This is a genomic window from Bifidobacterium sp. AGR2158, from assembly GCF_000424225.1.
Taxonomy (GTDB): domain Bacteria; phylum Actinomycetota; class Actinomycetes; order Actinomycetales; family Bifidobacteriaceae; genus Bifidobacterium; species Bifidobacterium anseris.
Window position 1 is genome coordinate 43,666 of sequence record NZ_AUJM01000017.1, and the last position, 24,583, is coordinate 68,248.

At 64.4% G+C, this 24,583-nt stretch carries 19 protein-coding genes, 1 tRNA gene and 1 pseudogene; 15 read left to right on the forward strand and 6 right to left on the reverse strand.

The genetic code is table 11. The features are described from left to right. Positions 1–157 precede the first annotated feature (157 nt). Together nth and G606_RS0107445 are read right to left on the reverse strand one after the other, a co-directional pair. Positions 158–853 (reverse strand): annotated as a pseudogene (gene nth / locus G606_RS10235) (endonuclease III); the annotation flags it as partial. A 135-nt stretch (positions 854–988) separates the two neighbouring features. Beyond that, positions 989–1,750, reverse strand: a complete 762-nt coding sequence (locus G606_RS0107445; protein WP_026645438.1) for a winged helix-turn-helix transcriptional regulator — start codon at positions 1,748–1,750, stop codon at positions 989–991. A gap of 259 nt (positions 1,751–2,009) precedes the next feature. Between G606_RS0107445 and G606_RS10240 the strand changes: the two genes are divergently transcribed. Beyond that, the gene (locus G606_RS10240) at positions 2,010–2,747 is read left to right on the forward strand and encodes a hypothetical protein (protein ID WP_051198683.1); all 738 of its coding nucleotides are present in this window, start codon (positions 2,010–2,012) and stop codon (positions 2,745–2,747) included. 160 nt (positions 2,748–2,907) lie between these two features. On the opposite strand, the gene G606_RS0107455 is transcribed toward G606_RS10240, so the two are convergent. Together G606_RS0107455 and G606_RS0107465 are read right to left on the reverse strand one after the other, a co-directional pair. Then, positions 2,908–3,429, reverse strand: coding sequence for an inorganic diphosphatase (locus G606_RS0107455; RefSeq protein WP_026645439.1), 522 nt, complete (start codon positions 3,427–3,429; stop codon positions 2,908–2,910). Between the two features lie 249 nt (positions 3,430–3,678). Further along, on the reverse strand, positions 3,679–5,712 hold the full coding sequence (locus G606_RS0107465) for a maltotransferase domain-containing protein (RefSeq protein ID WP_231371456.1): 2,034 nt from the start codon (positions 5,710–5,712) through the stop codon (positions 3,679–3,681). A gap of 342 nt (positions 5,713–6,054) precedes the next feature. Between G606_RS0107465 and G606_RS10245 the strand changes: the two genes are divergently transcribed. The 4 genes from G606_RS10245 (at position 6,055) to G606_RS0107485 (ending at position 13,240) form a co-directional block, all read left to right on the forward strand. Beyond that, complete coding sequence (locus tag G606_RS10245; protein ID WP_051198685.1) at positions 6,055–8,349, forward strand: hypothetical protein; 2,295 nt, start codon at positions 6,055–6,057, stop codon at positions 8,347–8,349. 173 nt (positions 8,350–8,522) lie between these two features. Beyond that, positions 8,523–10,067 (forward strand): chloride channel protein, encoded by a 1,545-nt coding sequence (locus tag G606_RS10250; protein WP_051198687.1) that lies wholly within the window; start codon positions 8,523–8,525, stop codon positions 10,065–10,067. 110 nt (positions 10,068–10,177) lie between these two features. Next, complete coding sequence (oxc, locus tag G606_RS0107480) at positions 10,178–11,953, forward strand: oxalyl-CoA decarboxylase (RefSeq protein ID WP_026645441.1); 1,776 nt, start codon at positions 10,178–10,180, stop codon at positions 11,951–11,953. Between the two features lie 153 nt (positions 11,954–12,106). Then, positions 12,107–13,240, forward strand: coding sequence for an AEC family transporter (locus G606_RS0107485; RefSeq protein WP_026645442.1), 1,134 nt, complete (start codon positions 12,107–12,109; stop codon positions 13,238–13,240). Positions 13,241–13,465: 225 nt separating this feature from the next. Here the strand turns inward: G606_RS0107485 and frc are convergent, their stop codons facing one another. After that, positions 13,466–14,800 carry a formyl-CoA transferase gene (gene frc, locus G606_RS0107490; protein ID WP_026645443.1) on the reverse strand — a complete coding sequence of 445 codons (1,335 nt, stop codon included), beginning with the start codon at positions 14,798–14,800 and terminating at the stop codon, positions 13,466–13,468. Positions 14,801–14,997: 197 nt separating this feature from the next. Continuing rightward, positions 14,998–15,071 (reverse strand) — tRNA-Met (locus tag G606_RS0107495). Between the two features lie 126 nt (positions 15,072–15,197). Here G606_RS0107495 and G606_RS0107500 point away from each other — a divergent pair. From G606_RS0107500 to nucS, 10 genes are all read left to right on the forward strand, one after another. Further along, complete coding sequence (locus G606_RS0107500) at positions 15,198–16,238, forward strand: homoserine O-succinyltransferase (protein ID WP_026645444.1); 1,041 nt, start codon at positions 15,198–15,200, stop codon at positions 16,236–16,238. A 453-nt stretch (positions 16,239–16,691) separates the two neighbouring features. Next, the gene (gene atpB, locus G606_RS0107505) at positions 16,692–17,504 is read left to right on the forward strand and encodes a F0F1 ATP synthase subunit A (protein ID WP_026645445.1); all 813 of its coding nucleotides are present in this window, start codon (positions 16,692–16,694) and stop codon (positions 17,502–17,504) included. A gap of 51 nt (positions 17,505–17,555) precedes the next feature. Continuing rightward, entirely contained in the window at positions 17,556–17,786 is a 231-nt protein-coding gene (atpE, locus tag G606_RS0107510; protein ID WP_004219171.1) for an ATP synthase F0 subunit C, read from the forward strand. Positions 17,787–17,845: 59 nt separating this feature from the next. Beyond that, on the forward strand, positions 17,846–18,376 hold the full coding sequence (locus tag G606_RS0107515; protein ID WP_026645446.1) for a F0F1 ATP synthase subunit B: 531 nt from the start codon (positions 17,846–17,848) through the stop codon (positions 18,374–18,376). 28 nt (positions 18,377–18,404) lie between these two features. Beyond that, positions 18,405–19,238, forward strand: a complete 834-nt coding sequence (locus tag G606_RS0107520) for a F0F1 ATP synthase subunit delta (protein ID WP_026645447.1) — start codon at positions 18,405–18,407, stop codon at positions 19,236–19,238. A gap of 82 nt (positions 19,239–19,320) precedes the next feature. Continuing rightward, entirely contained in the window at positions 19,321–20,982 is a 1,662-nt protein-coding gene (atpA, locus tag G606_RS0107525) for a F0F1 ATP synthase subunit alpha (RefSeq protein ID WP_026645448.1), read from the forward strand. 3 nt (positions 20,983–20,985) lie between these two features. Then, entirely contained in the window at positions 20,986–21,897 is a 912-nt protein-coding gene (locus G606_RS0107530) for a F0F1 ATP synthase subunit gamma (protein WP_026645449.1), read from the forward strand. A 9-nt stretch (positions 21,898–21,906) separates the two neighbouring features. Beyond that, on the forward strand, positions 21,907–23,394 hold the full coding sequence (gene atpD / locus G606_RS0107535) for a F0F1 ATP synthase subunit beta (protein ID WP_026645450.1): 1,488 nt from the start codon (positions 21,907–21,909) through the stop codon (positions 23,392–23,394). Positions 23,395–23,396: 2 nt separating this feature from the next. Continuing rightward, complete coding sequence (locus G606_RS0107540) at positions 23,397–23,696, forward strand: F0F1 ATP synthase subunit epsilon (RefSeq protein ID WP_026645451.1); 300 nt, start codon at positions 23,397–23,399, stop codon at positions 23,694–23,696. Positions 23,697–23,826: 130 nt separating this feature from the next. Then, positions 23,827–24,531: an endonuclease NucS gene (nucS, locus tag G606_RS0107545; protein ID WP_026645452.1), complete on the forward strand. Its 705-nt coding sequence runs from the start codon at positions 23,827–23,829 to the stop codon at positions 24,529–24,531. Positions 24,532–24,583: the final 52 nt, after the last annotated feature.

The following is a 24,583-nucleotide window of genomic DNA, read 5'->3' on the forward strand; positions in this document are numbered from 1 at the left end:
GTATATCGGTAGACGACTACTGTGGTATGGGTTTGTCCGTGGCGGCTTTGCGTGTGGCGGTCGACGACGTTCGTTTCGTCGATGACGATGATTTGCGTGTCGTCGATTTCGTCGTGCGCTTCGTCGATTTCGCCGATGTCGTCGTGCGCTTCGCCGGCCGCCGTGTGCCGGTGCGCGCCGCGGGCATATCGAGGAAGTCTGTGGCACTCGGGCACGAGCCGTTGAGCGGGCACCATGCGCATTGCGGCGCGCGCGCCGTGCACAATGTGCGCCCGAAGATGATGAGGCGGTGCGACAGATCGGTCCACTCTTCGGGCGGGAATGCGGCCGTCACATCATGTTCGATGTCCTCGGGGGCGATTTCGTCGCTGTCACGCCAGCCGAGCCGTCCGGTGACGCGAATGACATGCGTGTCCACCGGGAATCCCGGAATGTGGAACGCGTTGCCGAGCACGACGTTCGCGGTCTTGCGGCCAACGCCGGGCAGCGACGTCAGCTCCTCCATCGTATGCGGCACGCCGCCGCCGAAGCGCGTCACAAGCACCTGCGCAAGCTCGATGATGTGTTTGCTTTTCATTCGGTAGAAGCCCAGCGTGCGGATGATCGATTCTACATCGGCGATGTTCGCCTGCGCGAGTGCATCCGCGTTTGGATACTGCGCGAACAGTGCCGGCGTGACGCTGTTGACGCGCCGGTCGGTCGTCTGTGCGCTGAGCACCGTCGCGACGATCAGTTCGAAGGGCGTCGTGTAGTCGAGCTGGCATTTCGTGACCGGAATGAATTCGCACAGCTGATCGTATTCGCGGTGCATGCGCGTGACGCGTGCACGTTTCGATTCCCGTTTCACGGCCATCGCCGCACCTCCCGTCCAACGCGTCGCCGGCGGCGGCGCCGATAGTCCCGAGCCTACACTGGCTGTGGACGCGGAGCGAAGAAATCAAAAAAATAAAATGTGGCGGGGGAGCGCTGCTCGGCGTTGCTGCGGCGCTCAGTGTCGCCTCGACGAGCCGTGGCCGGCGGCTTCCTGCGCCTGCTCGCGTTCCTCGTCCTCCTCGGGCGGGTCGAAGCGGTAGCCGACGTTGCGCACGGTGCCGATGACGTGCTCGTATTCGCCGCCGAGCTTGGCGCGCAGGCGACGGATGTGCACGTCGACGGTGCGCGTGCCGCCGTAATAGTCGTAGCCCCACACCTCCTGCAGCAACTGCGCGCGTGTGAATACGCGCCCCGGGTGCTGCACGAGATACTTGAGCAGCTCGAACTCCTTGTAGGCGAGATCAATCGGGATACCGCGCAGGTTCGCCGTGTAGCCGTTCGTATCGACGACGAGGTCGCCGGAACGGATCAGGCCGTCCTCCTGCTCATCGGAGGCCTGCGCGGCGCCGATGGCGGTGACGACGGTCGCGGCGCCGCGTTCGGCGACGAGCCGCAGTCGTCCTTCGACCTCGGCGGGCGAGGCGGTGGAGACGACGACGTCGGTGACGCCCCATTCAGCCGTGACGACGGTGAAGCCGCCTTCGGTGAGAATCAGGACGATCGGCGTCGACAGTCCGGAAGCGTGAATGAGACGGCACAGCGTCTTCGCGGTGGCGAGGTCGTCGCGGCCGTCGAGGAACAGAATCGTGTTCTCCGGCATCTTGACGAGGCTCGCGGCGTCCATCGGCAGCACGCGCACACGGTGGGAGAGCAACGCAAGCGAGGGCAGCACGGAAGCCGGATCGTGCGAGAAGGTCATCAGTGTCAGATCCGTCACAATGTGCCCCTTATTTCGGATGGTCTCATGTGGTCGTGCGCCTTCGGCGCGCTGCCTCATATTGTAACGACAGGCACCGTACCAACGGGTGAAGCGTTCCAGCATGAGAGCGGCGCGCGGCCATAAGCGCGTGTGCGAGGCGAACGCGGGGCGAATGTGCGCGGCGGCGACTAGATTGGTCATCGATTGACGACAGCTGTGCGTCCGTCGCGCCGAAGCGACCGCGGCGCGCGCACAAGACGACTCGAGGTGAGAAGCCATGACCGATCTGAACAACGTCGACGTCCCACAGGGCGGCGCGCCGCTGACGCGGCCCGTCGTCCGGCCGCTGCTGGTGCAGGTGGCCGCGTACATCGTCCTCGTGGCCGTCTCCTGCCTGCCCGGCAGCGAGAATGTCGGCTCCGTCGCCTATTCGCTGCTGCTGTTCGTCGTCGGCGTCCTCATCATGCTGTCGGCGTTCTTCACGCCGCTGCGCGACGGCTTGCCCGGCCGCATCACGGCGTGCGCGCTTGGCTGTTGTTCGATGATCTGCGCGGCGACGCCGTTCCTCGGCGAACTCGTCTTCGGCGTGCACCCCGACGTCATCGAAGGATCGATCTATCTGTCCGCCTCCGCATGGCTCGCCGGCTGCGCGACGCTGCTCGTCGTACTGCTCGTCGTCTCCTTCGCCCGTCAGATGGCGCGCAATCCGCGCACGAACATGATCGTGCAGATGTCGCATATGGTCATGGACGGCGTGTGCTGCATCGCCGCTGCTGGCTGGTGCTTCCTGCCGATGCTGATGCACGCCGGCGACGTGCGGCTGCTCGCGCGCGCCCTGGCGCTCGCCGCTGTGGCCGTCGTCGCCATCGCGCTCGGCGCCGTGTCGTGCCTGTGGTCGCGCGATGTGCGCCCGTTCGACGACGCGCGTTCGCCGTGGATCGGCATGGGCATGATGCCGGTGATGCTCACCGGAGCCGCCGTTGGTATCGCGGTCTTGGTACTGTTGCTCGTGTGATGGCGGCACAGGGCGTCGTCGCTCTCTCTAGAATAAGAACGATGAACCCCCGCCGTGGATGGCGGGGGTTCACCTTTTACTGATCATTGACGCGGTTGCGGTGCCGTCATGTGCCGCTCAGGGCGGCACGCGGACGGCGGAAAATCAGCGAATCAGGAAATCAGTTGTTGAGATCGGCGTCGTGCTTGGCCTTCTCCTTGGCGGCGAGGCGTTCGCGCGCAGCCTTGATTTCCTTGTCCGCGGTCGCAGCGTCCGCCCAGTAGTCGCCCGGCATGACTTCCTTGCCCGGCTCGAGCGCCTTGTACTGCTCGAAGAAATGCTTGATCTCGGCCTTGTGGAACTCGGAGACGTCGGAGATGTCCTTGATGCTGTCGTAGCGCACGTCGTTCGGCACGCACAGCACCTTGTCGTCGCCGCCTTCTTCGTCCACCATGTGGTACAGGCCGACGGCGCGGCACTCGATGACGCAGCCCGGGAACACCGAATCCGGGATCATGACGAGCGCGTCGAGCGGATCGCCGTCCTCGCCGAGCGTGCCGTCGATGTAGCCGTAGTCATCCGGATAGCCCATCGCCGTGAACAGCGTGCGGTCGAGGAAGACGCGGCCCGAGGCCTGGTCGACTTCGTACTTGTTCTTCGAGCCGCGCGGGATCTCCACAACGACGTTGAAAGTTTCTGCCATGGTAGTTCTCCTTGGTTGATGAGTGTTGAAACCCGCTACCACCATACACCGCGCGCGTCCGAGCGGCGCATGTGCACGCCGTGCACGAACAGCGGCGACGACGTTGCGCCGATGTCCCGCGGCGGCGGCGAAAACGACGATGAGAGACCGCTGCGGCGATCTCCCATCAGTATTGATATTGATTGTCGACTCAATCATCCGTTATCGGTATCGCATCCGCCGGCGTGCATGTGACGCCGGCGGCGACGCTCAGTATTCGACGCTGAGGATGTGCGCGACGTCCGCCCACGGCGCGAGCGCGACGAAGTTGTCCCAGCTCCAGTCGAATTCGCGGCCAGTCAGCTGGTCCTTGACGCGGTACGTGCCGTCGGTCGGCAGGCCGAGTGCCGTGAGATCGACGTGCACGCTCGACTGCTGCTCGTGGTAGCCGTCGAGGTTGACGACGACGATGAGCGTGTCCGGCTTGCCGGTGCCGGTGTATTCGGCCGGCGTCTGGCGTGCGAAGGCGAGGATGCTCGGGTTCGCGCTCGGCAGTACCGTGAGGTTGTGGTAGCTGCGCGTCGCTGGATGCGTGCGGCGGATCGCGTTGAGCGATGTGACGAGTTCGGCGATGCCGTAGTCGTCGCTCTTGTCCCAGTCGCGCACGCGGATCGCGTCGAATTCGCTGACGGCCGGCTGTTCGGCGCCGTCGCGCTGCGTGTTCTCGACGAGTTCGTAGCCGTTGTACACGCCCCACGTCGGCGAGCCCATCGCGGCGAGCACGGCGCGCACCGCGTAGCCGGCGATGCCGTTGTCGCGCAAATAGTTGCTCAGCGAATCCGGCGTCGTCGGCCAGAACGCGTTGTGCTGCCAGAACGCGTCGTCCGAGTTCGTGGCCGTCAGGAAGGCGTCCACTTCCTCCTTCGTGTTGCGCCACGCGAAGGTGCCGTAGGACTGCGTGAAACCGGCGCAGGCGAGCGCGCGCGTCATCGACGGGCGGTCGCCATCCTCGGCGAGGAACAGCACCTGCGGATGCGCCTTGACGACATCGGCGATGACGTCCTGCCAGAAGCGTGTCGGCGTCGCTTCGGGCGCGCCGACGCGGAAGGCGGTGACGCCGAGGGTGATCCAGAAGTCGAGCACTTCGGCGGCCGCCTTCTCGATGCCGGTGAAGTCGTTGTCGTAGTCGATCGTGCCGTCGGCGCGGAACCACTGCGGATGCTCGGCCTTCCACGCATGGTCGGCGGCGAAGGCGAGCGTGAAGTCGAGCGCGACCTCGAGGCCGAGCTCATGGGCGCGGTTGATGAAGGCGCGCAGGTCGTCGACGGTGCCGAGGGCCGGGTCGACGGCCGCGTGGTCGGTGACGACGCCGGCGGCGTCGGTCGGCAGGATCTGCGGCAGATAGACGATGCCGAAGCCTTCCGCCTTCGCGCGTTCGAGACCATGCGCCGCCGTATGCAGATCGCCCGGCGTGACGGTGCCGTCCTCATGCTTGACGGCGCCTTCGGAACGCGGGAAGAACTGGTACCACGAGCTGAAGCTCGACTTCGGGCGTTCGACGCGCAGCGGACGGTCGGCGCTCGCCGTCAGGCCGTCGCGCAGCGGATTCGTGCGGTGCAGCGTGAGGATCTCGTCGGCGTGTGCGATCGCGATGCGGTCGGCGGCGTCGACGGTCGTGTCGAGCATCTCCTTGGCGGTGTCGCGCAGCATCTTGCGCTGCTGCGCGTCGAGCGCGGCGTCGCGTGTGCCGGCCCAACGGTTCAGGATCTCGGCACCGTCCTGCGCGAGGGCGTTCGAAGCCGGCTCCTCGTCGGCGCGCTCGAGCCAGTCGGCGAAGGTGTCGGCCCACCCTTCGACGGCGAACTTCCAGTTACCGAGCTGCTTGGTCATCTCGGCGAAGCTCTCGTCCCACGGTGCGATGTCGGTGTGCTCACCGGCCTGCAGCGTGACGGCATACGATTCGAGGTTGGCGTTCGCGAGCGCCATCGGCTTGCGCGCCATGATGCGGCCGCGCTGGCTCTTGAGGACGCCGGTGGCGCCGACATGGCCGGTGCCTTCCATGAAAACGCGGGCCGTCACCGTGAACGGCTCGCCGAGTTCGACGCGTGGCGCGAAGGCGCCGTCGGCGCTCGCGGGGGTGACGTTCGTGATCGCGATGCGGCCGAACTGGCCGGGTTCCTTGGTCGCGATCGGAAGTGCAGGCGCATCCCCCGTGAACTGCGGCTGCTTCTTCGTCGCGCGCGGCTTGCGCGTGCGGGAGGTCGTGCTGGTCGTTGTTTCCTGAGTGTGTTGTGCTTCTCTCATGCCCCTCATTGTATTGACATGCTGTGAACAGGGGGCGGATTTGGTCACATCGGTGAAACATCCTGTATCACGGGGCGTCCAAAGCACAATCACGGCGCATTGTCATATCGGGCGTGATCCGATGTGGGAATGTGGATGGATTCGCGCGCGTATGCACCGATGTGGATGGCATGTGGATAAAGCACAGTGTGGATAACAGTCCGTGTCGTCCCCAAATGGCCGCCGAGCCTGCCTTCCGGTCACAACGCCCGGTTGTGCTTGCGCCTCCGAAGCGGCCGGTGCCAAGCTCGAGCCAGCCGTCGCAACGGCGGCGATCAGCATGCACCAACGGAAGGAACTGCAATGACGCGATTCACATCGATCCTGCATCGCGCGGCCGCCACCGTGGCGGCCTGCGCGGCGGTCCTCGCGCCGGTCGCGGTCGCTGACGCGGCCGAAGGCGAGAAGCTCACCGAGGCGAGCCCCTACAACTTCACGTATTTCAACGGAGGCGTCCTGTACGAGATCGGCCCCGTGGGCCATGACGGCGCGGGACTCGACTACTACTGCATCCAGCAGGACAAGAACACGAACTACACGGTCGGCGCGGCGACGACGATGCAGGATTCGCTCAACGCGCGCAAGGCGGCCGTGCTCATCAGCCGCTACCCGCACACCGAGGTCAAGCAGGACGTCACGCACGCGGCGATCGCCGTCATCCTGCATGATTTCTTCGACACGAGCACCGGACCGCAGGGGTGGCCGTCGTCGCGCGCGAGCCTCAAAAAGCGCTATCCGCAGATCTTCACGCGCGTCGACGAACTGCTTGCTGAAGCCGACGCGCTGACGCCGGCGAAGCTCAACACGAAGCTGTCCTATGACGAAGGACGGCGCAACGGCGACGTGACCGTCTCAATCGACAACGCGCGCGGCGCGCCGGTGTCCGGCATCGGCTACACGCTGACGCTCGACGGGCCGGCCGTGTTCGCCGACGGCTCGCGCACCTGGCGTGGCGTCTCCAGCGACAAGGCCGCCGTCATCCGATGGGTGTCGACCGGCGACGGCGACGTGCGCGTCTCCGGATCGGCGAAGGCGCCGTCGGTCGATGTCATCACGTCGTCGCAGCGACTCGTCCGCGTCGGCGAAGGACAGGCGAAGGCCTTCGACGGAATCCGATTCCCGGCGAAGAAGACCTTCACGCCGACGATCCGCACCGTGACGACGCCGACGCTCATCGAAGCGGGCGTTCGCGTCACCGACGCCGTCGCCGTCGGCATGGCCGGCCCCGACGACGTCTGGCCGCGCGGCGAGACGCTCACCGTCGACGGCTGGTACTTCGACGGCCTGAACGCCGACGCCGTCACGCGGCGCATCGAACGGCACGACGGCGAGCGCGCCGACGACTTCGTCAAGCGCGTCGCGACGACGCTCGGCCATCAACCCGTCGCGACCGCGCGGCTGAGCTTCGACGCCCCCGGCGAACAGACGGCCGTCGCGCGCGACGCCGACGGCGACTACCATGCGACGGCCACGAGCGGCTTCGGCACATGGCTGTGGGCGGCGCGCCGCGACAAGCAGCACGGCTCGATGGGCGAATACCTCGCGCAGGACATCGTCACCGCGATCGTCGACGGCACCGAAACGAACGTCACGCGCCGCGACACCGTCGAAGTGCGCTCCGAAGCACATGAACACACGGCGCACATCGGCTCGCAGCTCATGGACACGATCTGGGTCAGTGGATTCCCCGACGACCACGGCAGCTGGAAGGGCGACGAGACGATCGGCGTCGGTGCCGACGAGGAACACGCGCAGGTGAGCGTCTGGTGGGCCGGCGACGGCGATGGTGGCGACGACGAGCAGTGGCGTCCGGCAGGGGACAAGCAGCCGCAGCCCGACGAGCACCACCGCCTCATCGGCGTCTGGGACTACGCGGCCGTCAACGGCGAACTGCGCGTCGGCGGGGGTGCGCCCGACGCGCACGGCGAGCCGGTCGACATCGTCGCCGAAGAGCCGGGCTGGTACGTCTTCGTCTGGAACTTCGCCGGCGACGATCGCGTCGCGCCCGCGGCGAGCTCGTACGCGGACAGCTGGGAACGCGTGCGCGTGCACGCGGAACCGGAGCCGACGCTGACGCTGACGACGCAGGTCGACCATGCGAAGGTCAAGGTCGGCGAGCCGTTCCACGACGTCGCGACCGTACACGGCAACGTGCCCGAAGGCGCCGTCGTCGTCTTCGAGGCCTACGAGGCCGTCGACGAGGATGCGCAGCCCGGCAGGAACCGGCTGCTGCTCTCCGGTGCGCGGCAGCCGCTCGACCCGACGCTCGAGACGCAGCAGGCGACGAGCGAGGAGGCGCGTTCGCCGACGGCCGGCCTCGTGTACTGGAAGGCGACGTTGCTCAGCCGCGACGGCGACATCCTCGCGACGCACGAGATCGGCGCGCCCGGAGAGGTCGTCGAGGTCGTCGAAGAGCCGCCGGCGTCCAGCCGCGCGCAGCCGAAGGAGCAGCATACGCGCAATCCGAGGCCGGCGCTCGCGGCGACCGGCGCGTCCGCGGCGGCGCCGTTGACGGTGACATGCATCCTGTGCGCGGCCGCGGGCGTCGCCGCGATTAGGATGCGCCATGATGCGAAGTGGCCGCCGCGCAAGCATTGAGCACAAGCGCCGAGCGCGCAGCCCGATGGCGGTTGCGGCTTCATACCGCGGCCGTCACGGCGCCTGCACGCTGTCGGATGGAATCGCCACCGGCACTCGCCGCAGGCTGTACGATACCGATGTACAACGGCGGCCGCACCGGACGCGGCCAACGGCGTGGAGGAGATCAGGCAGTGAGCACAGGGCATCCGCAGCGCAAGACGGACAGCGACGCGCAGCTGGCGCCCACGTCGAAGTGGGTCCTGCGGTTCAACGTCGGGCAGGCGGCCCGACATCTGCTCTATGCGCTCGTGTGCGGCATACTGTGCGGATTCGGATCGATCACGCTGTGCATCGTCGTCGACGGCGCGCGGCATGTCTTCGAACGCCTGCCGTGGCTCATCTGGCTGCTGCCGGTCATCGGCATCGCGCAGCTGCTGCTGTACCGCTGGTGGAAGCTGCCGCTCGATCTGACGACGGACGCCGTCATCGAACGGATGCGCGGCGGCCACGAGATCAGCGGACTGCTCGCGCCGGGCATCCTCATCGCGAACGCGATGACAATCCTCGCCGGCGGCACCGTCGGCAAGGAGGCCGGCGCGATGCAGATGGGCGCGAGCCTCGGCACAACGATCGCGCGGCCCTTCAGGCTGCACAACGTCGTGCGTCGACCCAACCACGACGATACGCAGGACATGCACCTGTACGTCGCGGCGACCGGCATGGCCGCGACCTTCTCCGCGCTGTTCTTCGCGCCGCTCGGCTCGTGCATGCTCGTCCTCGAGCTCATGCGCTTCGCCGGGCTGCGCTACGTGTGCTCGATGCTCGTCGCATGCTTCGCCGGATTCGTCGTCGCGCGCCACTTCGGCATCGGCGACGTCATCACGAAGGTCGGCGTGCCACAACTGAACTGGCACGGCGTCGGCATGTGCGTCGTCATCGGCGTGGCGGCGGCGCTGTTCGGCAGTCTGTTCGCGATCGCAATCCGCCTCGTGCAGGGCGTCACGAAGCGGATCCGGCGCAACTGCTATCTGTGGGTAGTCGTCGGAGGCTTGCTCGTCGCCGTGCTCGTGACGGCGTGCGGATGGACGCGCTTCACCGGTTCGGGAGGCACGCTGCTCAACGACGTGCTCCGGAGCCCGAACGTCTCCTTCGACTTCCTCATCAAGATGCTGCTGACGATCTTGTGCCTCGGATTCTGGTTCAAGGGCGGCGAGATCATGCCGTCGCTGTGCATCGGCGGCATGATCGGCTCGGCGTCGTTCGCGATGACCGGCGGCGACGCGCTGTTCGGCGCGGCGGTCGGCTCGATCTGCTTCCTCGCCGCATTCAACCGCTGCCCGCTCTCCGCGTTCCTGCTCGGCTGCGAGATCTTCGGATGGGCGGCGGCGCCGTTCCTCGCGATCGGTGTGTGCGTCGCATTCATGTTCGGCTATCCGGTCGGCATCTACGGTTCGGGCATCGACCTGCTCGCCCGCTCCGGCTGGAAGCAGTTCTTCCACGGCATGCGCCAAAGCGCATTGCGCAATGAGCATGAGAAGGACGCCGGATTCATCGACTTCGCGGTCGCGGCGGGATCGCAGATCCAACAGGTCGCGTCGACGGCGCAGCAGGCGGCGCGCAGGGAGGGCGAACAGTGGCGCCATGAGGTCAGCACGTGGCGCGGCAAAGGCCGCGCGGGCCGCCGACGGCGGGGATCGGACGGTACGGCAAGCGGCCGGGGAGGGACGCACAAATAGCGATGAGCGAATAAATACGCTGAGCGCAAGCCTTCTCAGTATATGAGATATGCGACCTTAGAATCGGTGGTAATCATATCGCGATAACCATATCCCGATTGGAGGAAGACATGACAGATTCCACAGCTCAGGCCGCGGTCGCGCCAACGCAGAACCTGACGGATTCGCCTCACTACCTTGCTGAGGCGCTTATAAAGAACGGCATCAAGAATATGTACGGCGTCGTCGGCATCCCGGTCACCGATTTCGCACGTATCGCCCAGGGCATGGGCATTCGTTTCATCGGTATGCGCCATGAGGAGGACGCGGTCAACGCCGCCGCCGCCGAAGGATTTCTGACGGGACGCCCGGCCGTCGCACTGACCGTCTCGGCGCCTGGTTTCCTCAACGGCCTCGCTGCGCTGCTCGAAGCCACCGAGAACGGCTACCCGGTCATCATGATCGGCGGCTCCTCGACACGTCACGTCGTGGACATGCGCGAAGGTGAATATGAAGGCCTCGACCAGATGAACTACGCGAAGGCGTTCTGCAAGGAATCGTTCCGCATCGACAAGATCGAGGACATCCCGCTCGCCGTCGCACGCGCGATGCACATCGCATGCTCGGGCCGCCCGGGCGCCGTCTACATCGATTTCCCGGACGACGCGGTCGCTCAGACGATGGACAAGGACGAGGCCGCGGCCAAGCTGTGGGTTGCGAACAACCCGGCCCCGGCGATGCCGCCGGCGCAGTCGTCGATCGACGATGCGCTCAAGCTGCTGAGCGAGGCGAAGAACCCGCTGATGATCGTCGGCAAGGGCGCGGCGCTCGCGCAGGCCGAGGACGAGATTCGCGCGTTCGTCGACAAGACCGACATCCCGTTCCAGCCGATGTCAATGGCCAAGGGCCTCATCCCGGACGACGATCCGCACTGCACGGCGAGCTGCCGCGGACTCGCGCTGCGCACGGCCGACGTCGTGCTCGTCGTCGGCGCGCGTCTCAACTGGATGCTCAACTTCGGCGAAGGCAAGGAATGGAACCCGGACGTCAAGTTCATCCAGATCGACATCGATCCGGCCGAGATGGAGAACTCGCGCTCGATCGCATGCCCGGTCGTCGGTGATATCAAGTCCGCGATGACGATGCTCAACGCCGGCCTTGAGAAGACGCCGTTCAAGGCCACCTCCGCATGGCTCGGCATGCTGCAGGCCGACGCGCAGAAGAACGACGAGAAGTTCGCCGCGCGCGTCAACTCCGGCAAGGTGCCGATGGGGCACTACGACGCGCTCGGCGCGATCAAGAAGGTCTACGACAAGAACAGGGACCTCATCCTGACGAACGAGGGCGCGAACACGCTCGACGATTGCCGCAACATCATCGACATCTACGAGCCGCGCCACCGTCTCGATTGCGGCACGTGGGGCGTCATGGGCTGCGCGGTCGGCTATTCGATCGGCGCCGCCGTCGCCACCGGCAAGCAGGTCCTGTACATTGGCGGCGACTCCGGATTCGGCTTCGACGGTATGGAGGTCGAGGTCGCCTGCCGTTACCACCTGCCGATCACCTTCGTCGTGCTCAACAACGGCGGCATCTACCGCGGCGACTTCGAGAACCTCGGCGCCGACGGCGATCCGTCGCCGCTGACGCTCACCTACGACGCGCACTACGAGAAGATGATCGAGGCCTTCGGCGGCACCGGCTACTACGCCACGACGCCGGACGAGGTCGAGCAGATGGTCGGCGAGGCCGTCGCCTCCGGCAAGCCGAGTTTCGTCCATGTGCAACTCGCTGACTACGCGGGCAAGGAATCGGGCCACATCGGCAACCTGAATCCGAAGCCGGTCGTCGGACCGCTCGCGACCTCCGAAGTGACGGCGAACCCGTACATCGAAGGTGCCCGTATGTGACGATGACGTCACCGCCGGCCAGGGCCGCCGGCCGCCGACCCCATGAGGGAGGACGGCGGCCCGCCGACCTGGCCGGCACCCGTCGTCCCCACCAGTCATGGCCGGTGCACGCCGCGCGACGCATCGGCATACCAAGAGAAGAAAGCATCCATCATGGGAAAAATACTCATCGATGACATCGTCCCGATCATCGTCATCATGGCGTTGGGCTATGTCTGCGGCAAATTCAGCTACTTCGACGATGATCAGCGTCAGGGCCTCAACAAGCTCGTGCTGAACATCGCGCTGCCGGCCGCGTTGTTCATCTCGATCGTCAAGGCAACGCGCGAAATGCTCGCGCAGGACGTCGTCCTGACCGTGCTCGGCTTCGTGGGCATCATCGTGATGTTCATGCTCAGCTACTATCTGTGCCGCCTGATGTTCCACCGCAGCATCCAGGAGGCGGCGGTGTGCGCGTTGATCGCCGGCTCGCCGACGATCGGCTTCCTCGGATTCGCCGTGCTCGACCCAATCTACGGCGACACCGTCTCGACGAACCTCGTCATCGCGATCATCTCGATTGTCGTCAATGCCGTCACGATCCCGATCGGCATGTATCTGATCAACGTCGGTCAGGCGAAGGATCGCGCACGCCTGTCCGCGGCGACCGTCGCCAATTCGAAGGGCGACGTCAAGGTCGCCTCCGCGTCCGCGAAGACGCCGGCCATCGTCGCCACGAAGGACGACGAGGCCGTCGATCCGAAGAAGGACGCGACGAAGGACCGTAACGCCGAGGTCATGGTCTCGAAGTCCTCGAACAAGGGCAAGAAGAAGAACCAGAACCTCGAAGCGCTCATCAACGCGCTCAAGCAGCCGGTCTGCTGGGCCCCGCTGCTCGCCATCGTCATCGTGCTCGTCGGCATCCGCATCCCGGATGCGGCCGCGCCGACCTTCGACCTCATCGCGAAGGCCAACTCCGGCGTCGCGGTGCTCGCCGCCGGCCTCGCGCTGTCCACCGTGAAGTTCTCGCTCGGCTGGGAGACGATCTGGAACACGTTCTACCGCCTCATCCTGACACCTGCCGCGTTCCTCGGCGTGGGCCTGCTGTGCGGCATGGGCTCCAATGTGAACAAGCTCTCGATGCTCGTGCTCGCCGTCGCGCTGCCGCCGGCGTTCTCCGGCATCATCATCTCGAGCCGCTACAACATCTACGTCAAGGAAGGTGCCTCGACGACCGCGGTCTCTACCGTCGTCTTCGCCGTCACCTGCCTGCTGTGGATCTGGCTCGTGCCGCTGTGCTGCCACTGATGCGTTGCCGTTTCTGACGGCTTCGCGCACGTGCACTGCAAGGGAATCCGCTTCGGCGGGTTCCCTCTTTTTATGTATGTATTCTATTCTTCGTCGACCGCCATGTATGTTCGCCGTTGATTGACGACAGCTGATTGGTACGCAGTTGACGCAAACAGAAGGAGCCCCGGAAGCGTTCGCTTCCGGGGCTCCTTCCAGGACCGGGCGTTCTGCCCGGCGTGGGACTCAGGCCTGCGCCGGTGCGGCGGTCAGGTCGGCCTTGACGCCGTCGTTGGAGCCGATGACGCCCTTGGCGGCGAGGTCCTTGATCTGATCCTCGGTATAGCCGAGGGAGCCGAGGATCTCCTCGTTGTTCTCGCCGAGCTTCGGCGCGCGCTGGTAGTCAGGCGCGTAGTTGCTCATCGTGAACGGCAGGCCGATCGTCTTGAACTTGCCGCGGGCATCGCCCTGATCGATCGTGATCAGCGTGCCGTCCTCGTTGAGATCCGGATCGTTCTCGAGCTCGTTCCAGTCGAGCACCGGGCCGACCGGGACGCCCTTGGCGCCGAGTTCCTTGGTGAGCGTGTACTTGTCGTACTGCATCGTGTACTCTTCGACGCGCTTGTACACCTCCTGCTTATGCTCGTCGCGCGCGTTCGGCGTGCTGAACTTCGGATCGGTGAGCCAATCCTGGAAGCCCAGCGCGTTGCAGAAGTTCTCGAAGCCCTTCTGCGACTGCTGGATGACGATGTAGACGTAGGCGTTCGGGTCGGTCTCCCAGCCCTTCGCGCGGTAGCACCAGCCGAGCACGAGGCCGCCCTCGGCGTTGGCCGCACGCGGAATCGCCTTGCCGAACTTGTAGCCCGGATAGCAGTCGTAGTAGGAGAGCTGATGCAGATGGTCGAGGATGAGCTGGTCGCGCAGCTTGATGCGGCACAGGTTGAGCACGGCGTTCTGCATCGACTGATAGACGAAGACGCCTTCGCCGGTGCGTTCGCGCTGCAGCAGCGCGGTGAGGATCGCGATCGTCAGATGCATGCCGGTGTTCGAATCGCCGAGTGCGGCGCCGGACTGCGTCGGGATGTTCTTGTCGCCTTCCCACCAGCCGGTCGTCGAGGCGGCGCCGCCCGCGCACTGCGCGACCGGCTCGAAGGCCTTGACATGCTCGAAGCGGCTGCCCTGATTGAAGCCTTTGAGGGAGGCCATGATGCATTTCGGGTTAATCTGATGGACCTCGTCCCAGCCGAAGCCGAGCTTCTCGACATCGCCCGGGCCGATGTTCTCGACGAAGACGTCGGCGTCCTTGAGCAGGTCGGTGAGGATCTGCTTGCCTTCCGGCGTCTTCATGTCGAGCGTGATCGACTTCTTGTTGGCATTGAGCTGCAGGAAGTACAGCGAATAGGAGCCGTCAACATCGTTCATCTCGTTACGGGTCGGGTCGCCGCCGTGGACCTTCTCCAGCTTGATGACCTCTGCGCCGAGCCACGCAAGGATCTGCGTGCAGGACGGGCCCGACTGCACCTGCGTCCAATCGATGACCTTGATGCCTGCAAGCGGCGCGGTATTGGTTGCCTCTGCCATATGGCCTCCTTTGTTATATAGCCAATCGTGCATTCAATATACGCATCTGTGCTTGCACGTTTTCTCTGATTCAGCTACTGGTCGTAAGGGTTCCGCCAGAGGACGATTTTGCTATGGGCCTGTTGCGGTGACGGCGCCGACGGCTGTGCCGGCATAATGCAAAAGACCGGAGATCCGTGAATCTCCGGTCTTGTCAGTAGCGGGGCAAGGATTTGAACCTTGGACCTCTGGGTTATGAGCCCAGCGAGCTACCGAGCTGCTCCACCCCGCGTCGGCTGTTTTGTACAGCTCTCACCAATATACACGCATGAATCCGCATGTCAATCATCGGCGTGTCGCAGCGGTTGCGCGGTGGTGATCGGCGTTTTGTTATGCCGTGCGCACATAATAGGAAACTATGCCTATCAAAATTCCCGAAGGCCTTCCGGCGCGCGACATTCTCGACTCCGAACGCATTTTCGCGCTCGAGAAACCTGAGGCGGAGCGCCAGCGTGTGCGTCCGCTCAAGATGGTCATCCTCAATCTGATGCCGAAGAAGATCGAGACGGAGACGCAGCTGCTGCGGCTGATTTCGAAGTCGCCGCTGCAGGTGGACATCGATTTCATGAAGACGGGCACGCACGAGTCGACGCATGTGAGCGCCGACCATCTCGTCAAATTCTACGAACCGCCGGAGTCCTTCGCCGACAACTACTATGACGGTCTCATCGTCACCGGCGCGCCGGTCGAGCATCTGCCCTTCGAACAGGTCGACTACTGGGATGAGTTCAAGCGGATCCTCGACTGGGCCGCGAGTCACGTGTTCTCGACGATGTATCTGTGCTGGGGTGCGATGGGTGCGCTCAACCATCGCTACGGCGTACGCAAGATCGACCTTCCGGAGAAGATCTTCGGCGTCTTCCCGCAGTATCTGCAAGACGAATACTGCTTCCTGACGAACGGTTTCGACGAGATCGCGCTGCAGCCGCATTCGCGTGTCGCCGCCGTCGACGAGCGCGATGTGGCCGCCAATCCTGAGCTGCAGGTGCTCACATGGGGGCCCCAGACCGGCCCCGGCCTCATCGCGACGCGCGACTTCTCCGAGGTGTTCGCGCTCGGCCACTGGGAGTACGGCAAATACACGCTCGCTGAGGAGTACCGCCGCGACATGGATCGCGGCCTCGACAACGTGCCGTTTCCGACCAACTACTTCCCGAACGACGACCCGACGATCGAACCGTTGTTCTCGTGGCGCGCGCACGCGAATCTGCTGTGGCGCAACTGGCTCAACTGGGTCTACCAGATGACGCCGTACGACCTGACCGAGGTGCCGCAGCTGCGTGCGCAGCGGCGCCCCGGCACCGACCACGTCGTGCGTCACGCGCCGAGCTCGCCGCGTCAGGACGGGTTCCGGCCGTTCCTCGACGACGGCTACGGCCTCATCGTGCCACGCGATTGAGCCGGTGCGCGTCGGCTGCCACTGTGATGTGTGATACAGATCGGGGCCCGCGTGTCGCGACGCTGAGGGCTGGGAGGACTGCGACCCCATAAACCCTATGAAACGACGGCGTTTTGACGCGAAGGGGACGGGAGGGCGCATGAATCGTCGATGTCCACTATCAGGCCAATAATCGCCGTCAGTGGAAAGAAAGTTCCGAATACGCTTCACGGCGCCGAGGTGGCCATCACCCCGGCGCATGAGCACCGGCGCATAAGGAAGACGAGGGAAGAGGACGTCGTAGAGCGCGCGCGTGATAGCGCATGACGCGCATGTTCGCACGCTGCTGAAACGACGTCGGCATATCGGCGCAACGCCGCCGATGCGGTAATCTCGCCGTCACATACGCGGTACGTAGTGGACATTAGTCGGACTACACTGTCATCAGACAATTCGTAACATCAGGAGGCATGAATGGTTGATGCATTCGCCGCAGGCGCCGTCACGCTCGCAGAGTCGTCGATGCATATGCCGAGCATCGACGACTTCCTTCCTCCGGAGATCCTGTTCCAGGGCACTCCGTTCGCGATCAACCGCATCATCCTTGTGCGCATCCTCGCCACGATCATCCTGATGCTCGTGCTGGGCATCACGGCGGCGCGCGCGAAGCTTGTGCCGGGACGTTGGCAGAGCGCCGTCGAATGGATCGTCAACTTCACGAAGACGGACATCGTCTATCAGGTCATGGGCGAGGCGCGCGGCAAGCGCTACGTGCCGATGATCACGACCGTGTTTCTTACGCTGCTCGTCTTCAACCTGTGCGGCGAGGTCCCCGGCATGAACATCGCGGCAAGCGCGACGATCACGTTGCCGCTCGTGTTCGCGATGTGGTGCTTCGTCCAGTATTGGATCGCCGGCATCCGCGAGAAGGGGCTCGGTCACTTCCTGCGCGACGAGCTGTTCCCGAAGGGCGTCCCGTGGCCGATCTACATCCTGCTTTCGCCGATTCAGCTGCTTGAGCTGCTCGTCATCCGTCCGTTCTCGCTGACGATCCGACTCTTCGCGAACATGGTCTCCGGCCACCTCATCCTCGCACTGTGCCTTTCGGCGACGCAGTACTTCCTCATCGACGTTGTGAATAAGGTGATGATGCCCTTCGGCGTCGTGACCTTCGCCGCAGGCATGTTCATGTACCTGTTCGAGGTGTTGGTGAGCTGCCTGCAGGCCTACATCTTCGCGATCCTGACGACCGCGTACATCAATATGAGCTATCCGGAGATCGACTGACCGCCGGCATGATTTTGTTGCATTAAGCAATGAACCAGAAAGGAAACAACCATGGATATCGTTACCCTCGCTGAGGTTGCGGGCAACCTGAACGTCGTCGGCTACGGTCTTGCCGCCATCGGACCTGGCATCGGTCTGGGCATCCTGATTGGCAAGACGATCGAGAGCACCGCGCGCCAGCCCGAGCTGGGTGGCCGTCTGCAGACGCTGATGTTCCTGGGTCTGGCGTTCGTCGAGGTCCTCGCGCTGCTCGGCTTCGTCGCGGCGTTCATCTTCCAGTGATCCGAGTCGAGTAGCAACCCGAATCATCACTCGAGGACATGAAAGGAGGAGAACGAATCATGGACATGGCGGAAAACGACGGCATCCAGCTGTTCCTTCCCGAAACCTATGACATCGTCTGGTCACTGATCATCCTGATCATCGTGGCCGCGTTCTTCTACAAGTTCTTCCTGCCGAAGTTCCAGTCCATATTCGATGAGCGCGCCGCCAAGATCGAAGGTGGCCTCGCCAAGGCGGAACAGGCTCAGAAAGACGCCGAGGAAGCCAAGAAGAAGTACCAGGCGCAGCTGAGCACCGCCCGCGTCGAGGCATCGAAGATCCGCGACGACGCGCGCGCCGAGGCGTCGCACATCATCTCCGATGCACGTTCGCGCGCCGAGACCGAGGCCGCGCAGATCACCGCCAATGCCGAGCGTTCGCTCGAATCGCAGCAGCAGAAGGCGATGGTCAGTCTCAAGGGCGAAGTCGGCACGATCGCCACGTCGCTCGCGGGCAAGATCCTGCAGACACAGCTTCAGGATCCAACGGTCCAGTCGGACATGCTCGACAAGATGATCGCCGATCTGGAACAGTCCGAAGACAACAAGTAGCACGTATCTGCAAGGAGGGAGGTGACAGTTGCAAGGAGAAGCATCACGAGTGGCCGATCGCGAATCGCGCGACTCATTCGCCAAGAGGCTCAGCGCCTCGGGCGATGACGCGTGGGAGATCGGCAACGAACTGTTCACGATCACGTTCGTGCTCGACAAGAACCCGCGCCTGCAGCGCGCGCTGACCGATCCGGGCCGTCCGACCGAGGATAAGGTCCGCCTGCTCAACGAGCTGTTCGGCGGCAAGGTCCTGGACATGACGATGGCGATCCTCGTCGATCTCGTCGGCCGCAGCTGGAGCCGCGCCCGTGACATCGACAACGCCGTGGAGGACTTCGCGGTGGACGCGATGATGTATCAGGCGGACAAGGACGGCAAGACGCTGCAGGTGTCGATCGAACTCGCGCAGCTGCAGTCGGCCCTGCTCAACCTGCCCGTCGTGCGCGCGGATCTTTCCGACGCCGACGGACCGCTCGAGGCGCGCTACGACCTGCTGCACGCCCTCATCGACGACGCCCACTTCGATCGCATCACCGTGCGTCTCGCCGAACACAGCACGCGCAACCCGCGCAACCGCCGTTATCTCGAGACTATCCAGTGGCTCATCAACAAGTTCTCCCGCCATATGGGGGAGTCGATGGTCACGGTGACGGCGGCGACCGAGCTGAGTGACGCGCAGATCGACCGCCTCGTGAAGATCTACACGAAGAAGGTCGGCCGTCCGGTGCACATCCACCTCGTCGTGGACAGGAACGTCATCGGCGGCATGCGCGTGCAGGTCGGCCACGAGGTGACCGACAACACCGTCGTCGCGCAGCTGCAGGCGCTCAGGCGCAGGGTGAAGGCGGGCACCGCCGAGTGACGCGGGACGGCTCATGCCGCAGCGTCCCACGGGTCCAGGAAGAGGACCCACACGAATGTATACACAACAATAAGGAGTGATCATGGCAGAACTGACCATTGATCCCGCCACGATACGCAAGGCGCTCGATGATTTCGTCGAGGCGTACACGCCGTCGGAGACGCCGACCCAGGAGGTCGGCCATGTTGCGACGGCCGGCGACGGCATTGCGCATGTGACGGGACTGCCTGGTTGCATGGCCAACGAGCTGCTGACCTTTGAGGACGGCACCCTTGGTCTGGCGTTCAACCTTGACGCCCGCGAGATCGGCGTGGTTATCCTCGGCGATTTCGTCGGCATCGAGGAAGGCCAGGAGGTCCGCCGTACCGGAGAGGTGCTTTCCGTGCCGGTCGGTGACGGATTCCTCGGCCGCGTCGTGGACCCGCTGGGCAACCCGATTGACGGCCTGGGCGAGATCAAGAGCGAAGGACGCCGCATTCTCGAGGCGCAGGCCCCCGACGTCATGCACCGCCACCCGGTCGACGAGCCGATGTCCACCGGCCTTAAGGCGATCGACGCGATGACGCCGATTGGCCGCGGCCAGCGTCAGCTCATCATCGGCGACCGCCAGACCGGCAAGACAGCCATCGCAATCGACACGATCATCAACCAGAAGGCGAACTGGGAATCCGGCGACCCGAAGAAGCAGGTGCGCTGCATCTACGTGGCCATCGGCCAGAAGGGCTCGACGATCGCCTCCGTCAAGCAGAGCCTCGAAGAGGCCGGCGCGATGGAGTACACGACGATCGTCGCGTCCCCGGCATCGGATTCCGCGGGCTTCAAGTACATCGCGCCGTACACTGGTTCGGCCATCGGCCAGCACTGGATGTACAACGGCAAGGACGTCCTCATCGTCTTCGACGACCTGTCGAAGCAGGCTGAGGCGTACCGTTCGATCTCGCTGCTGCTGCGTCGCCCGCCGGGACGTGAAGCGTACCCTGGCGACGTCTTCTACCTGCACTCCCGCCTGCTGGAACGCTGCGCACGCGTCTCCGACGATCTGGGTGGCGGTTCGATGACTGGTCTGCCGATCGTCGAGACGAAGGCGAACGACGTCTCCGCGTACATTCCGACGAACGTGATTTCGATCACCGACGGACAGATCTTCCTGCAGTCCGATCTCTTCAACGCCGGCCAGCGTCCCGCTGTGGACGTCGGCATCTCCGTCTCCCGTGTCGGCGGCGCGGCGCAGACGAAGGCGCTCAAGAAGGTCTCCGGCACGCTGAAGATCTCGCTGGCGCGCTACCGTTCGCTCGAGTCCTTCGCGATGTTCGCGTCCGATCTGGATGCCGCGTCGAAGGCCCAGCTCAACCGTGGCGCACGCCTGACCGAGCTGCTCAAGCAGCCGCAGTTCTCCCCGTTCTCGATGGAGCAGGAGGTCGTCTCCGTGTGGGCCGGCACCCATGGCAAGCTCGACGATCTCGAGGTCGTCGACGTGCTGCCCTTCGAGAAGGGACTGCTCGAGTACCTCGACCGCAACACCGACATCCTCAAGACGATCCACGACACCGGCGATTTCACCTCGGAGACCGAGGCGGCGCTCGATAAGGCAGTGGACGCCTTCCGTGAGACCTATGTGACGAAGGCCGGCAAGCCGCTCGTCGACAAGAAGCCGACGCCGAAGGGCGTCACTCCGGTCGATCAGGAGCAGATCAAGGCCCAGGGCCGCAAGGCCAAGGACGCCGAAGCGCAGGAAAAGAAGTAACCTATGGGATCGCAACTCGCATTAAAGGGCAGGATCGCCTCCACGGGTTCGTTGGAGAAGATCTTCAACGCCCAGGAGATGATCGCGGCTTCGCATATCGCGCAGGCCCGTGAGGTGGCGCTCAACGCGAAGCCATACACCGATGCGATTTTCGATGCCGTCCAGACACTGGTATCCCACTCCCATATCTCACATCCGATCGTCAAGAAGGAGGGCGACAACCCCCGCGTTGCCGTCCTCGCCCTGACGGCGGACCGTGGCATGGCCGGAGCGTACACTTCATCGATCATCCGCGAAACCGAGGATCTGCTGGCACGTCTCGACGAGGCCGGCAAGGAGCCGGAACTGTTCGTCTATGGTCGCCGCGGTGTTTCGTACTACAAGTACCGCAACCGCCCGCTCGCACAGACCTGGGAAGGCGATACCGAGAGGCCTGGCGTCGAAGTCGCCGACGCGATCTCCCGCGCGCTGTTGGACGCGTATATGCTTCCCGCCGACCAGGGCGGCGTATCCGAGCTGTACATCGTCTACACCGAGTTCATCAACATGGTCGTGCAGAAAGTGCGCGTGCTGCGCATGCTGCCGGTCGAGATCATCGAGGACAAGGACGCGCAGCGTCCCGATCCGACAGCGACGACGGCGATGCCGCTGTACGCCTTCGAACCGAGCCTCGACGAGGTGCTCGACGCCGTGCTGCCGAAGTATGTGCGCTCGCGCATCCACGAGTGCCTGCTCGAGGCGGCCGCCTCCGAGGTGGCCTGCCGACAGAACGCCATGCACACGGCCACCGAGAACGCGCGCGAACTGATTAACGACCTGACCCGCAAGCTCAACGCATCGCGCCAGGCATCGATCACCCAGGAACTTACCGAAATCATCGGCAGCGCCGATGCATTGAACAAGAAGGAAGAGTAGGAACGCGAAATGGCTGAGAAACAGACCACTGCGGCCGCCGATACCGCCGCGGAGCCAATCGTCGGTCATGTGACGCGTATTCAGGGATCGGTCATCGACGTTGAGTTCCCTGTCGGTCACATGCCGGACATCTACAACGCGCTGAAGGTCGAGATCAAGCAGATGGGCCAGCAGGAGGAGGGCGAGGTCAAGGACGTCGTCATCACCCTCGAGGTCGAGCAGCATCTGGGCGATTCGACGGCGCGCTGCGTGGCCCTCAAGTCGACCGACGGCCTCGTGCGCGGCGCTGAGGTGCGTGACACCGGCGGCCCGATCGAGGTGCCGGTCGGCGATGTGACGAAGGGCCATGTCTTCGACGTCGCCGGCAACATCCTCAACAAGAAGCCGGGCGAGAAGATCGTCATCAAGGAACGTTGGCCGATCCACCGCAATCCGCCGGCCTTCGACCAGCTGGAATCGAAGACGCAGATGTTCGAAACGGGCATCAAGGTCATCGATCTGCTCACGCCGTATGTGCAGGGCGGCAAGATCGGCCTGTTCGGCGGCGCGGGCGTCGGCAAGACCGTCCTCATCCAGGAGATGATCCAGCGCGTGGCGCAGAACCACGGCGGCGTCTCCGTATTCGCCGGCGTCGGCGAACGCACCCGTGAGGGCAACGATCTGATCGGCGAGATGGACGAGGCAGGCGTGCTCGAGAAGACCGCGCTCGTCTTCGGCCAGATGGATGAGCAGCCGGGCACCCGTCTGCGCGTCCCGCTGACCGCACTGACGATGGCGGAGTACTTCCGCGACGTCGAAAACCAGGACGTGCTGCTGTTCATCGACAACATCTTCCGCTTCACGCAGGCGGGTTCCGAGGTCTCGACGCTGCTCGGCCGTATGCCTTCCGCAGTCGGCTACCAGCCGAACCTCGCCGATGAGATGGGCGCGCTCCAGGAGCGCATCACGTCGACGCGCGGCCACTCGATCACGTCGCTGCAGGCGATTTACGTCCCTGCTGACGATTACACCGACCCGGCGCCGGCGACGACCTTCGCCCACCTCGACGCGACGACCGAGCTTTCACGTGACATCGCGTCGAAGGGCATCTACCCGGCCGTCGACCCGCTGTCCTCGACCTCGCGAATCCTCGACCCGCGCTACGTCGGCCAGGCGCACTACGACTGCGCGAACCGTGTCAAGGCGATCCTGCAGCGCAACAAGGAACTGCAGGACATCATCGCCCTGATTGGCATCGACGAGCTCGGCGAAGAGGACAAGATGATCGTCAACCGCGCGCGCAAGATCGAGCAGTTCCTCGGCCAGAACTTCTATGTCGCTGAAAAGTTCACCGGCGTCCCGGGTTCCTACGTGCCGGCGGAGGAGACGATCGAGGCGTTCACGCGCATCTGCGACGGCGTCTACGACAACGTTCCGGAGCAGGCATTCTCGGGCATCGGCGGCATCGACGACCTCGAGAAGAAGTGGCACAAGATGCAGAAGGAATACGGTGAGTGATCATGGCCGGCGCGACGATGGACGTGAATATCGTCTCCGCTGACCATCCGGTCTGGAGCGGCGTGGCGAAGTCCGTGCTCGTGCCCGCCTACGCGGGCGGCATGGGCATCCTGCCGGGCCACGAGCCGGTGCTCTCCGTCATCCAGGAGGGCCCGCTCGTCATCACCGAGCCGGACGGCACGAAGCATTCCTTCGAGGTGACCGACGGATTCATCTCCTTCGACTCGAACAGGCTGACCGTCGTCGTCGAGCATGGCCGTACGATGGCGAACCAGCCGATCGACGAGACCGGCATCCAGTGACCGTCAGCGACCTTCACGTCGCGAAGGGCCCCGGATTCCACGTTTGTACGTGGAATCCGGGGCCCTTCACTGTTTGTTGTAGTGCCGCTGCCGTTGTGCGCTTCGGTGGCGCGCGGTATCGTGGTGCCTCATGCGAATCATTGTTGCCGACTGCAGTGCGGAATACACCGGACGACTTCAGGCGACGCTGCCGCTCGCGCGCCGCGTCCTGCTGATCAAAGCGGACAACAGCCTGCTCATCTTCTCCGAACTCGGCTCATACAAGCCGCTCAACTGGATGGCGGCGCCGTGCACAATCAAGGACATCACGCCGAAGGACGCCGACGATGATGCCATGACGCCGGCACCTCAGAAGGTCATCCGCGCGTGCGCGACGAAATCGAACGACGTTCTCGAAGTCACGTTGCAGCACATCTACTCCGACGAAACCTACGACCTCGGAGAGGATCCGGGACTGAAGAAGGACGGCGTCGAGGACCATCTGCAGCGTTATCTCGCCGAACAGATCGAACGCATCGGCAAGGGCGCCAAGCTCGTGCGGCGCGAATACCCGACGCCGATCGGCCCTGTCGACATCATGGCGGTCGATGCCGAAGGCATGCACGTCGCGATCGAAATCAAACGGCACGGCGGCATCGACGGCGTCGAGCAGCTCACACGGTATTGCGAACTGCTCAACCGTGACCCGCTCATCGCGCCGGTGCGCGGCATCTTCGCGGCGCAGACGATCGCCCCGCAGGCGCGCACGCTCGCTGCGGACCGCGGATTCGAATGCCTGATTCTCGACTACGACGACATGCGCGGCGCCGACGACGACTCACTGCGGCTGTTCTGAACGCCGTCGCGGCGCACACGCACACCCGTGCAAAAACGGCGGTGGCCGCCAT

Excerpts from the sequence above, each read along its gene's own strand:
- G606_RS10240 (WP_051198683.1), top strand. The coding sequence starts at position 2,010 with ATGACCGATCTGAACAACGTCGACGTCCCACAGGGCGGCGCGCCGCTG.
- G606_RS0107455 (WP_026645439.1), bottom strand. The coding sequence starts at position 3,429 with ATGGCAGAAACTTTCAACGTCGTTGTGGAGATCCCGCGCGGCTCGAAG.
- G606_RS0107465 (WP_231371456.1), bottom strand. The coding sequence starts at position 5,712 with ATGAGAGAAGCACAACACACTCAGGAAACAACGACCAGCACGACCTCC.
- G606_RS10245 (WP_051198685.1), top strand. The coding sequence starts at position 6,055 with ATGACGCGATTCACATCGATCCTGCATCGCGCGGCCGCCACCGTGGCG.
- oxc (WP_026645441.1), top strand. The coding sequence starts at position 10,178 with ATGACAGATTCCACAGCTCAGGCCGCGGTCGCGCCAACGCAGAACCTG.
- G606_RS0107485 (WP_026645442.1), top strand. The coding sequence starts at position 12,107 with ATGGGAAAAATACTCATCGATGACATCGTCCCGATCATCGTCATCATG.
- frc (WP_026645443.1), bottom strand. The coding sequence starts at position 14,800 with ATGGCAGAGGCAACCAATACCGCGCCGCTTGCAGGCATCAAGGTCATC.
- G606_RS0107500 (WP_026645444.1), top strand. The coding sequence starts at position 15,198 with ATGCCTATCAAAATTCCCGAAGGCCTTCCGGCGCGCGACATTCTCGAC.
- atpB (WP_026645445.1), top strand. The coding sequence starts at position 16,692 with ATGGTTGATGCATTCGCCGCAGGCGCCGTCACGCTCGCAGAGTCGTCG.
- atpE (WP_004219171.1), top strand. The coding sequence starts at position 17,556 with ATGGATATCGTTACCCTCGCTGAGGTTGCGGGCAACCTGAACGTCGTC.
- G606_RS0107515 (WP_026645446.1), top strand. The coding sequence starts at position 17,846 with ATGGACATGGCGGAAAACGACGGCATCCAGCTGTTCCTTCCCGAAACC.
- atpA (WP_026645448.1), top strand. The coding sequence starts at position 19,321 with ATGGCAGAACTGACCATTGATCCCGCCACGATACGCAAGGCGCTCGAT.
- G606_RS0107530 (WP_026645449.1), top strand. The coding sequence starts at position 20,986 with ATGGGATCGCAACTCGCATTAAAGGGCAGGATCGCCTCCACGGGTTCG.
- atpD (WP_026645450.1), top strand. The coding sequence starts at position 21,907 with ATGGCTGAGAAACAGACCACTGCGGCCGCCGATACCGCCGCGGAGCCA.
- G606_RS0107540 (WP_026645451.1), top strand. The coding sequence starts at position 23,397 with ATGGCCGGCGCGACGATGGACGTGAATATCGTCTCCGCTGACCATCCG.
- nucS (WP_026645452.1), top strand. The coding sequence starts at position 23,827 with ATGCGAATCATTGTTGCCGACTGCAGTGCGGAATACACCGGACGACTT.